The following is a 10,464-nucleotide window of genomic DNA, read 5'->3' on the forward strand; positions in this document are numbered from 1 at the left end:
CACCGGGCGCCCGGCCGCCGGCCTGCCCTGCCGGCTCGTGCGGCGGCAGAGCGAATGACTCCGGCCGGGCAGCGGCACCACCGGCGGGCACGGACACGGGCGCGGGCGGCCCGTAGCGGAACGACGAAGAGGGCCGGTGACGACGGTCACCGGCCCTCTCGGCCGTTCGATCGACGGCCGCGACCGCCCGGAAGCAGCGCCGCGGCCCTCAGCCCGGGCCACGGCCCCACATCAGGGACGCAGCCCGTCAGGGACACGGCCCCGCGTCAGAGGTACGGCCGCGCGTCAGAGGTACAGCCCCGTGGAGTCCTCCGACCCCTCGAAGCGGTCCGCGGCCACCGCGTGCAGATCCCGCTCGCGCATGAGCACGTACGCCACACCCCGCACCTCGACCTCGGCCCGGTCCTCCGGGTCGAACAGGACCCGGTCGCCCGGCTCCACCGTCCGTACGTTCTGGCCGACCGCGACGACCTCGGCCCAGGCCAGCCGACGCCCGACCGCCGCGGTGGCGGGGATCAGGATGCCGCCCCCCGACCGCCGCTCGCCCTCGCCGGTCTCCTGCTTGACGAGAACCCGGTCGTGCAGCATCCGGATGGGGAGCTTGTCGTGCTGGGGGATGCTGTGCTGGTTTCTGTTGGCGCTCACGCCTCGAACCTACCTGTCTTCGCGCCGCCCGTCCGGTCCCGGGTCAGCCCTTGCGCCGCCGGCTGCCCACGGCGAACAGCCCGAGGACACCGACGGCGAGCAGCGCGACCGGTACGACCCGCTCCATCCGCAGTGCGCCCTCCTCGTCGACGAACTGCGCGCGGACCTCGGTCAGCGCCCGGTTGACCTGCACGTACGCCCGTCCGACCGTGTGATCGACGTTGGCGACGACCTTTGCCTTGGCGTCTCCCACGATCGTCTTCGGGTGCACCCGCACCCCGATCTCGTCGAGCGTCTCGGCCAGCACGTCACGGCGGCGCCTGATGTCCGCCTCGATCTGCGCCGGGGTTCTGGTGTCCGACGTGTCCGCCACCGTTCGGCCTCCGAAGTCTGCTGATGCTGTTCCGGACAGTCTGTCAGCTCCTGGCCGCACCGCACCGCAAGGCCCCCCGGTTACGCTGGCCCGATGAGCGAGCGACTTCAGCCGGGGGACGTGGCCCCCGCCTTCACACTCCCCGACGCCGACGGCAACGAGGTCTCCCTGGCGGACCACAGGGGCCGCAAGGTCATCGTCTACTTCTACCCCGCCGCCCTCACCCCGGGCTGCACCAAGCAGGCATGCGACTTCACGGACAACCTCGCCCTCCTGGCCGGCGCCGGCTACGACGTCATCGGCATCTCCCCGGACTCCCCGGAGAAGCTGGCGAAGTTCCGCGACCAGGAGTCCCTGGAGGTCACGCTGCTCGCCGACCCGGACAAGAAGGTCACCGAGGCGTACGCCGCCTACGGCGAGAAGAAGAACTACGGCAAGACGTATCTCGGCGTCATCCGCTCCACGGTCGTCGTGGACGAGGAGGGCAAGGTCGAACGGGCCCTGTACAACGTCCGCGCCACCGGCCACGTGGCCAAGATCATCAAGGATCTGGGCATCTGAGCCCGCTGCCCGGCCGCTAGCATGGCCGGGCAGCAGCAGGCGGCCGTGGTGGAATTGGCAGTCACGCTGGGTTTAGGTCCCAGTGGGGTAACTCCCGTGAGGGTTCGAGTCCCTCCGGCCGCACCAGAGTTCAGCCGATCAGTTCCCGCACCACCGGCACCAGCGCCCGGAACGCCTTGCCCCGGTGGCTGATCGCGTTCTTCTCCTCGGGCGTCAGCTCGGCGCAGGTCCGGCTCTCGCCCTCCGGCTGGAGGACCGGGTCGTAGCCGAAGCCGTTCGTACCGGCGGGGGCGTGCCGCAGGATCCCGGGCAGCCGGCCCTCGACCACCCGTTCCGTGCCGTCGGGCAGGGCCAGGGCGGCCGCGCAGGCGAAGTAGGCGCCGCGGTGTTCCTCCGCGATGTCGGAGAGCTGGGCGAGGAGCAGGTCGAGGTTGGCCTTGTCGTCGCCGTGGCGGCCGGCCCAGCGGGCGGAGAAGATGCCGGGGGCGCCGTTCAGGACGTCGACGCAGAGGCCGGAGTCGTCGGCGACCGCCGGCAGGCCCGTCGCCCGGGCGAGCGCGTGGGCCTTCAGGAGGGCGTTCTCGGCGAAGGTGACGCCGGTCTCCCTGACGTCGGGGATGTCCGGGTAGGCGTCGGCACCGATCAGCTCGTGCGGCAGGCCTGCTTCGGCGAGGATCGCCCTCAGCTCGGTGATCTTTCCGGCGTTGCGGGTGGCGAGGATCAAGCGCGTCATGCGGCCAGTATTCCTGCCCGCGCACCCCCCGTACGCCCCGGCCCGGCCCCGGTGGCCGGCCCGGTCACAGCTGTGCCTGGCCCGCGCCCTTCAGCAGGTCCAGGTCGAAGACCTCGGCCATCCTGGCGAAGCCCAGGTCGCTGGGGTGCAGATGGTCACCGGAGTCGTACGCGGGGCGCAGGCGGCGGGGGTCGTACGGGTCGCGCAGCGCCTTGTCGAAGTCGACGACCGCGTCGTAGACGAGGCCGGCCCTGATCCGCGCGTTGACCTGCTGCCGTACCGCCTCCCGGGCAGGTGTCCAGCCGGGGCGGCCCTCGAAGGGCATCAGGGTGGCCCCGACGGCCTTCAGGCCGCGGTAGTGCGCCTGGCGGACGAGGGTGCGCAGGCCGGCGGTGATCCGGTCGGGGTCGGCGAGCCGCGGGTTGCGCAGGATGTCGTTGATGCCGAGGTCGATGACGACGGCCTTGACGTCGGTGCGGGACAGCGCGTCGCGGCCGAAGCGGCCGAGGCCGCTCTGGTTCTCCGCGGGCCGGCCCAGGCCGTCCGCGAGGAGCTGGTTGCCGCTGATGCCCGCGTTCACGACGCTGTAGCGGGGCAGTTGCCGGCCGTCTTCGAGCGCGGTGCGCAGCCGTCCGGCGAGGACGTCCGGCCAGCGGCGGTTGGCGCCGACGGTGGAGGTGACGCCGTCGGTGAGGGAGTCGCCGAAGGCCACGACGGTGCCGTCGGCCTCGTTGCTGAGGACGTCCAGGGCCGTCAGGTAGCGCCAGTAGGGGGTCTGCCGGGTGTACGGAGCGCCGGTGGTGTCCTCGGTGCGGTCGCCGTCGGCGACGTAGGAGATCTGCCGGGCGCGCGGGTGGTAGGTAACGGGCCCGGACGGGGTGGGGGAGTAGGTGGTGACCAGTACGTCGCCGCCGCGCGGCACGATCACGCGCACCGCGTCGCTGACGGCCTGTCCGCCGGCGGGTATGACCACCCGGGCGCTGCCGTCGAAGCTGAGCCGCCGCATCGATCGCGCGTCGGCGGCGGGGGTGCCGTCTCCCGCCGCGAGGGCGAGGGAGGCGTGCGTGACGACCAGCGGTGACTGGCCGTAGAGATTGGACAGCGTGATCCGGGCACTCGTACCACCGACGGCCGCGTGCACGACGTTGCGGACCGACCGGCCCGCCAGGCCCTCGGCCTCGGTTCCCGGTTCACCACCGACGGGGGCGGTGGCCCAGGCGCCGACCCAGCTGCCGGTGGAGGCGGGGGCGGCGGAGGGGTGGTGGTGGGGGCGGTTGTCGGCGAGGGCCCCGCGAGGGGCGCCGTCGCCGGCGGCCACGGTGACGTGGATGGTGGCGGACAGTGCGATCACGAGTGCGACGAGCGCGCCCAGCACCACACCGTGTCCTGCGGGGGACACCCCCGCGCCTGCGTCATGACGCCTGGTCACGCTTTTGTCGTTCTCCTCGGCAGATGGGAGCCCGGGGCTCCGATCAGATGGGCCCGTGATGCGTCATGGGCCGGGCGGCCCTGACAGGGACCTGCCCAGAATCCCCCGTCCAGACAGACGCCGGGAACTCCTGATCCGTTCCGGGAGTCGGTCGGGAAGGGACAATTGTGTGCGGGATCACCGAACGGGTGGAGCTGATGGAACCGACCGATACGGGAACACCGGAGACCGTGGCAGGACAGAGCGGAAGGCGGGAGTCCGGGGCACGGGACTCCGGAGCGCGCGGGCCCCGGGCACGGGACTCCGGGGCGCCGAGGACGGGTGCGCCGGAGACGGGTGCCCGGAGGACGGGTGTGCCGGGGACGGGTGCCCCGGGTGTCACGGGTGCCCCGGGCGGGGGAGCCTCCGGCGCGGCGGGCGCTTCGGGGGCGGCGGGCGCGGCGGCGCGGGGAGCGTCGTACCGGACCATGACGGCCTTCACCCCGGCGGACGAGGAGCGCCAGGCGGGCGTGCGGCGCATGAAGCTCACCGCGACCGCGATGCTGCTGTTCGTGGCGGTCGTCTACGCCCTGGCCGAGCTGGCCGCGCACGAGGGCGCCGGAGCCTGGGCGGGCTATGTGGCCGCGGCCGCCGAGGCGGGCATGGTCGGCGCGCTCGCGGACTGGTTCGCGGTCACGGCGCTCTTCCGGCACCCCCTGGGGCTGCCCATCCCGCACACCGCGATCATCCCCACCAAGAAGGACCAGCTGGGCATCTCCCTCGGCGAGTTCGTCGGGGAGAACTTCCTGTCCGAGGACGTCGTACGGCAGCGGCTGCGCTCGGTCGGCATCGGCAGCCGGCTGGGCGCCTGGCTGGCGGAACCGGAGCACGCGGACCGGGTGACGGCGGAGCTGGCGACCGCCCTGCGGGGCGCGCTGACGGTCCTGCGGGACTCCGATGTGCAGGCGGTCGTCGGGGAGGCGATCACGCGGCGCGCCGAAGCGCAGGAGATCGCGCCGGGCATCGGCAAGATGCTGGACAAGGTCGTCGCCGACGGCGGGCACCGGCGTGTGGTCGATCTGGTGGTGGCCCGCGCGCACGACTGGCTGGTGCTGCACCGGGGTGACGTGATGGTCGCCGTGGAGGGCGGCGCACCCGGCTGGACCCCGCGCTTCGTCGACAGGAAGGTCGGGGACCGGGTCTACCGGGAGTTGCTGCGGTTCGTCACCGAGATGCGGGACATGCCGTCCCATCCGGCGCGCGGCGCGCTGGACCGGTTCCTCACCGACTTCGCCTCCGACCTGCAGTCCGACACGGACACGCGGGCGCGGGTGGAGCGGCTCAAGGGCGAGGTGCTGGGCCGGGGCGAGGTGCAGGACCTGATCGCGTCCGCGTGGACGGCCGTCCGGTCCATGATCGTGGCGGCGGCCGAGGACGAGCGCAGCGAGCTGCGGCAGCGGGTGCGCGCCGCCCTGCTGTCCCTGGGCGCGCGGATGGCGACCGAGCCGAAGGTGCAGGAGAAGGTCGACAGCTGGCTGGAGGGCGCGGCGGTGCACGTCGTGACGACGTACCGCAAGGAGATCACCTCCCTGATCACGGACACGGTGGCGAGCTGGGACGCCGAGCACACGACCCGCAAGATCGAGGCGCACATCGGCCGCGACCTGCAGTTCATCCGGATCAACGGCACGGTGGTGGGATCCCTGGCGGGACTGCTGATCTACAGCGTCTCGCGGGGGCTGGGCGGCTGACCGGCACGGCCCCGGATGGGCTGGTCGGCGGCCGCTTGTGGGGGCTCGGGTCGGGTGGTCGGCGGCCGCTTGTGGGGGCTCGGGGCGGGTGGCCGGCAGCCGCTTGTGGGGGCTCCGGGCGGGTGGCCGGCAGGGTCTCGTGGAGGCTCCGGGCGGGTGGTCGGCAGCGTCTCGTGGGGGCTCCGGTCGGCCGACCGGCCTATTCCGGCAAGGTCCGGGCACCCGACAGCAGTCCTTCGCGGAGGAGGGAGCCCATGAGCACAGCAGCCGCAGCGCCGTCGCCGGAGACCGGCCGGACCATCACGACCAACATTCCCGCCCGACTCGATCGCCTGCCCTGGTCCCGGTGGCACTGGACGATCGTGATCGGTCTCGGCACCGTCTGGATCCTCGACGGCCTGGAGGTCACGGTCGTCGGCAACATCGCCAGCCGGCTGTCCGAGCCCGGCAGCGGCCTGTCGATCACCTCCGGCCAGGTCACCGGCATCGCCGCCGCCCTGTACGTGGCGGGCGCCTGCAGCGGAGCCCTGTTCTGGGGACGGCTGACCGACCGGTTCGGCCGCAAGAAGCTCTTCATGATCACCCTGGCGGTGTACCTGGCGGCGACGGCCATGACGGCCGTCTCCTGGGAAGCCTGGTGGTTCTTCCTGTTCCGCTTCCTGACCGGCTTCGGCATCGGCGGCGAGTACGCGGCGATCAACTCCGCGATCGACGAGCTGATCCCGGCGAGCTACCGCGGCCGGGTCGACCTGATCATCAACGGCAGCTTCTGGCTGGGCGCCGTCGGCGGTTCGCTGCTGTCGATCCTCGCGCTGAACACCGACCTGCTGGCCGCGAACGTCGGCTGGCGGCTCACCTTCGCCCTGGGCACCGTACTCGCCCTGGTCATCCTGCTGGTGCGCCGGCACGTCCCGGAGAGCCCGCGCTGGCTGCTGATCCACGGCAGGGACCGCGAAGCGGAGGAGATCGTCCAGGGCATCGAGCGGCAGATCGAGCAGGAGCGGGGCGAACCGCTCCCCGAGCCGCAGGGCGAACTGGAGATCCACCAGCGCAAGAGCGTCACCTTCAAGGAGATCGCCGGCACCGTCTTCGGCCAGTACCGCAAGCGCGCGGTGCTCGGTTTCTCCCTCTTCATCGGCCAGGCGTTCCTGTACAACGCGATCACCTTCGGCTTCGGCGCGATCCTCACCAAGTTCTACGACGTGCCGGCCGACCACACCGGCTACTACTTCGCGGTGATCGCGGTCGGCAACTTCTTCGGCCCGCTGCTGCTGGGCAAGCTGTTCGACACGGTCGGCCGCCGGGTGATGATCTCCTCGACGTACCTGCTCTCGGGTCTGCTGCTGTTCGGCACGGCCTGGCTGTTCGACCGGGGCTCGCTGAGCGCGGGCACCCTCACGGCCTGCTGGTGCGTCGTGCTGTTCTTCGCCTCGGCCGGTGCCTCCAGCGCCTATCTGACGGTGTCGGAGATCTTCCCGATGGAGACGCGGGCGATGTCCATCGCCTTCTTCTACGCCCTCGGCACCGCGGCCGGCGGCATCAGCGGCCCGCTGCTGTTCGCCGACCTCACGGGCACGGGCAAGGTCCGCGACACGGTCCTCGCCTTCTCGATCGGCGCGGCACTGATGTGCGCGGCGGGCCTGGTGGCGGCCTTCCTCGCGGTGAACGCCGAACGCCGCTCCCTGGAGGACATCGCACGCCCGCTCACCGCGGCGGCGGGCCGGGCCAGGGCGGCGACGAAGAAGGCCCGGCCGACCCGCCCGGCACCGGGCAAGGGCCCGGGCCAGCAGGGTCCGACGGTCCCGCCGGCGGCGAGTACGCCGTGAGGGCACCACACGCGGCGGCCCCGCCCGTCATGCGCCTGTGGTGGAGCCGGGCCGCACGATCATCAGTACGGTCACGCCGGCCCACAGCAGGTTGAAAAGCCCCGTGAACATGGCGAGGCGCGCGGTCCGCCGTACCGTGCCGCCGCCCTCGACCAGCGCGGTCTGCGCCGGCAGCACCAACGCGCCGAGGACCAGGACGGCGAGGGCCGTCAGGACGATGGACGCGATCAGCCAGACGTCGCCGAGCACGCCCATCCGGCTCGCGGTGGCGAACCCGAAGACCGGGACGACGACACCGGCGACGGCGTACACCCGGCAGATCCGGTGCAGCATCCGCAGGGTCCCGGCGGCACCGGTGTCGTCGGGCGCGGCGAGGGCCCGGCGCGCTGCGGGCGGGAACATGCTCGCGGCAACGGTGACGGGACCGACGGCGACGATCGCGGCGAGGACGTGCACGACGAGGAGGAACTTGGTCACGCCGGTGACGGTAGGAGCCGGGGCGATCTTGGAGAAGTGGCGGGAGTGCCAGGGTGCGACGGATTCTCGCCAGGCGCACCTCGGCCCCGTGACGGCCACCTCATCGTGACTGGCCGGACGCGTGGGCTCCCGCCCGGCCGGCCCGGGTCACCTCGCGGTCCGGGTCGGTGCACGGCCGCGCGGCTCGCCGTGGCCGAGACGGGGTCTTCCGGCACCGGGCCCGCACGGCTTCCCGGCCGCACGGTCGGGAAGGGCACCGTCGGCTGGCGGTAATCCGTCGTACGCCTACGATTCCGCCATGCACACCGTGGCCGTACTGGCGCTGGACGGGGTCATCCCGTTCGATCTGTCCGCTCCGATCGACACCTTCGGCCGGGCGCTGCTGCCCGACGGCAGGGTGCCGTACCGGGTGAGGGTGTGCTCGGCGCGCGAGGACGGGAGCGTGAGCGCGGGCGCCTTCACGGTGCGGGCGCCCTACGGCCTCGAGGCGCTCGGCGAGGCCGACACGATCATCCTGCCGGGGGTCGCGGAACCGCCGCGGACGCTGCCGCCCGGCGTCCCGGAGGCGCTGCGCGCGGCGGCGGCGAACGGTACGCGCATCGCGTCCATCTGCGTGGGCGCGTTCCTCTTCGCGGCGACGGGCCTGCTCGACGGACTGCGCGCGACGACCCACTGGATCGCGGCCCGGGACCTGGCCGAGCGCCACCCGGAGGTGACCGTCGACCCGAACGTCCTGTACGTCGACAACGGCCAGTTCCTCACCTCGGCGGGCGCGGCGGCGGCCCTGGACATGTGCCTCCACATGATCCGGAAGGACTTCGGCTCGGCGGTCGCCGCGCACGCGGCCCGGATGTCGGTGATGCCGCTGGAACGGGAGGGCGGTCAGGCTCAGTTCATCGTCCACGCCCTGCCGCCGGCCCCGGCGGGCACGACCCTGGAGCCGCTGCTGCAGTGGCTGGAGGACCACTGCGACCGTGAACTGACACTGGACGAGGTCGCGGCGCGGGCGGGCATGAGCACCCGCACCCTCAACCGCCGTTTCCGCGAGCAGACCGGTACGACACCGCTGCAGTGGCTGCACCGGGCGCGGGTACGGCGGGCCCAGTACCTGCTGGAGACCACGTCCCACACCGTCGAGCACATCGCCGTGCAGACCGGGTTCGGGTCGCCCACGGCCTTCCGCGAGCGGTTCCGGCGGGTGGCCGGGACGAGCCCGCAGGCGTACCGGAAGTCGTTCCGGGCGCCGGGGCGGCCCGCCGCGGCCGACTGAGCGGCACCGTGGGGCCGGGGCCCCGGCCGTCAGGCGTGCCGGTCGGCGACGGCCCAGGAGGCGAGGGCGACGGCGCCGGCGACGCCGAGGACGGACGGCCAGGCGCCGACCTTCTTGGCCAGCGGATGGGACCCGGCGAACGCGGCGACGTACGCGGCGGTCAGCGCCCCCGCGGCCTTCCCGCCGGCCCGCGCACGCCACTGCTGCGCCGCGGCGGCTCCGGCGACGGCCAGCACGGCCCCGCCGAGCTGCCGCTTCTTCGTCCAGCGGGCGACGCCGTAACCACCGACGAGGCCACTCGCGGCGACGACCGCGCTGGGAACCCTGGCCATGACTGCCTCCTATGTCCCTGTATCGACCCAGAAATCTGCCCCTGAGGTTAACGCGAGGACGGACGAGCCGACCGAACTTGAGTCGAGGCTTGTCAGGTTTCTGCGTTCCTGGGGAGCCGTGCGGAGGGGAGGGGGTCGGCGGGAGCTCCACGGAGGGGAAGCGTCCGGCGAGAGTCGTGCGGAGGGGAGGGGTCCGGCGGGAGGCGTGCGGAGGGGAGGGGTCCGGCGGGAGCCGCGCGGCGGAGAGGGGACCCGGCGGAGGCGGGACCACACGCGGCGCATCACGCCACATGCCGCACTTTGGCCGAACTGCCGCTCATGGCGGACGTATTACGGGGTACCGGGTTGTCGGCGCCGCGAAGAGCCCTGAAGTGCCCCGGAGGAGGAACCAGCGCGATGACCGTGACGACCCCGCAGCCGAGAACCACCATCCCCGCTTCGTCCCTGTCCCCGTCTCCGTCCCCGCGGCCCCGTGCCCAGGACGTAGCCGAGGACGCGGGCTGGCTGCAGCTGGCGGACGCGGTACGCGAGGCGGGCCAGTACGCGACGAGAGCGGAGGCGGAACGCATCACCCGTATCGTCCTCTCCGTCCTGGGCGGTCACGTGACCGGCGACGAACGGGTGGCGCTCGCCCAGGCCCTGCCCCAGGAGGCGGGCCGGATGATCGCGTCCCAGGTCCCGGCAGTCCATTCCGTGACGGCACGGGAGTTCGTGGAGTCGGCCGCGACGCGCATCGAGGGTTCGACGCCGGCCACGGCCCGCTGGGACGTCAGCTCGGTACTGAGCGTGCTCTCCGACCAGCTGGGCGAGCCCCTGACGACCCGCATCCTCACCCAGCTCCCCCCGGGCTACGCCCTCCTGTTCGGCCGCGCGGAACTGTCCCAGGCGGCCTGACCCCACGCCACCCCACCCCGTCGGGCGCCGCACACCCACCGCGGCGCCCGTCCGCACAGGCGACCGACCTCCTGGGGTCTCCTGTCAGGTCAGCCGACGCTCATCCGCCGCTCGAGGTCGGCCGCTCCATTGCTCGCACAGCGAGTCACCCCCGTGAGGCCTGTGCGGAACTGCCCGGCCCCGCACACATGTCC

Annotated in this window: 11 protein-coding genes and 1 tRNA gene; 6 read left to right on the plus strand and 6 right to left on the minus strand. The window is 72.9% G+C overall.

Annotated features, from left to right (window positions below; translation table 11 throughout):
- Positions 1-285 precede the first annotated feature (285 nt).
- Positions 286-588, minus strand: coding sequence for a GroES family chaperonin (locus tag ABVB68_RS27545; RefSeq protein ID WP_143638545.1), 303 nt, complete (start codon positions 586-588; stop codon positions 286-288).
- Positions 589-688: 100 nt separating this feature from the next.
- Positions 689-1,018 carry a DUF3618 domain-containing protein gene (locus ABVB68_RS27550; RefSeq protein ID WP_353603849.1) on the minus strand — a complete coding sequence of 110 codons (330 nt, stop codon included), beginning with the start codon at positions 1,016-1,018 and terminating at the stop codon, positions 689-691.
- Positions 1,019-1,111: 93 nt separating this feature from the next.
- Here ABVB68_RS27550 and bcp point away from each other — a divergent pair, with 93 nt between their 5' ends.
- Both bcp and ABVB68_RS27560 read left to right on the plus strand, forming a co-directional pair.
- Positions 1,112-1,579, plus strand: coding sequence for a thioredoxin-dependent thiol peroxidase (bcp, locus tag ABVB68_RS27555; protein ID WP_353603850.1), 468 nt, complete (start codon positions 1,112-1,114; stop codon positions 1,577-1,579).
- 39 nt (positions 1,580-1,618) lie between these two features.
- A tRNA-Leu gene (locus tag ABVB68_RS27560) sits at positions 1,619-1,705 on the plus strand.
- A 4-nt stretch (positions 1,706-1,709) separates the two neighbouring features.
- On the opposite strand, the gene rdgB is transcribed toward ABVB68_RS27560, so the two are convergent.
- Both rdgB and ABVB68_RS27570 read right to left on the minus strand, forming a co-directional pair.
- The gene (gene rdgB, locus ABVB68_RS27565) at positions 1,710-2,312 is read right to left on the minus strand and encodes an RdgB/HAM1 family non-canonical purine NTP pyrophosphatase (RefSeq protein WP_353603851.1); all 603 of its coding nucleotides are present in this window, start codon (positions 2,310-2,312) and stop codon (positions 1,710-1,712) included.
- Between the two features lie 64 nt (positions 2,313-2,376).
- Positions 2,377-3,741 (minus strand): SGNH/GDSL hydrolase family protein, encoded by a 1,365-nt coding sequence (locus tag ABVB68_RS27570; protein WP_353603852.1) that lies wholly within the window; start codon positions 3,739-3,741, stop codon positions 2,377-2,379.
- Between the two features lie 197 nt (positions 3,742-3,938).
- Between ABVB68_RS27570 and ABVB68_RS27575 the strand changes: the two genes are divergently transcribed.
- Both ABVB68_RS27575 and ABVB68_RS27580 read left to right on the plus strand, forming a co-directional pair.
- The gene (locus tag ABVB68_RS27575) at positions 3,939-5,471 is read left to right on the plus strand and encodes a DUF445 domain-containing protein (RefSeq protein WP_503006285.1); all 1,533 of its coding nucleotides are present in this window, start codon (positions 3,939-3,941) and stop codon (positions 5,469-5,471) included.
- A gap of 254 nt (positions 5,472-5,725) precedes the next feature.
- Complete coding sequence (locus ABVB68_RS27580) at positions 5,726-7,297, plus strand: MFS transporter (RefSeq protein WP_353603854.1); 1,572 nt, start codon at positions 5,726-5,728, stop codon at positions 7,295-7,297.
- Positions 7,298-7,324: 27 nt separating this feature from the next.
- On the opposite strand, the gene ABVB68_RS27585 is transcribed toward ABVB68_RS27580, so the two are convergent.
- Positions 7,325-7,774, minus strand: a complete 450-nt coding sequence (locus ABVB68_RS27585) for a hypothetical protein (RefSeq protein ID WP_353603855.1) — start codon at positions 7,772-7,774, stop codon at positions 7,325-7,327.
- 298 nt (positions 7,775-8,072) lie between these two features.
- Between ABVB68_RS27585 and ABVB68_RS27590 the strand changes: the two genes are divergently transcribed.
- Positions 8,073-9,044, plus strand: coding sequence for a GlxA family transcriptional regulator (locus ABVB68_RS27590; protein WP_353603856.1), 972 nt, complete (start codon positions 8,073-8,075; stop codon positions 9,042-9,044).
- 29 nt (positions 9,045-9,073) lie between these two features.
- Here ABVB68_RS27590 and ABVB68_RS27595 read toward each other — a convergent pair whose 3' ends face one another.
- Entirely contained in the window at positions 9,074-9,376 is a 303-nt protein-coding gene (locus ABVB68_RS27595; RefSeq protein WP_353603857.1) for a hypothetical protein, read from the minus strand.
- Positions 9,377-9,772: 396 nt separating this feature from the next.
- Here ABVB68_RS27595 and ABVB68_RS27600 point away from each other — a divergent pair, with 396 nt between their 5' ends.
- The gene (locus ABVB68_RS27600) at positions 9,773-10,270 is read left to right on the plus strand and encodes a DUF2267 domain-containing protein (protein WP_353603858.1); all 498 of its coding nucleotides are present in this window, start codon (positions 9,773-9,775) and stop codon (positions 10,268-10,270) included.
- The last annotated feature ends 194 nt before the right edge of the window (positions 10,271-10,464 follow it).

Origin of the sequence: Streptomyces sp. NPDC096012 (assembly GCF_040426375.1) — a bacterium.
Lineage (GTDB): Bacteria > Actinomycetota > Actinomycetes > Streptomycetales > Streptomycetaceae > Streptomyces.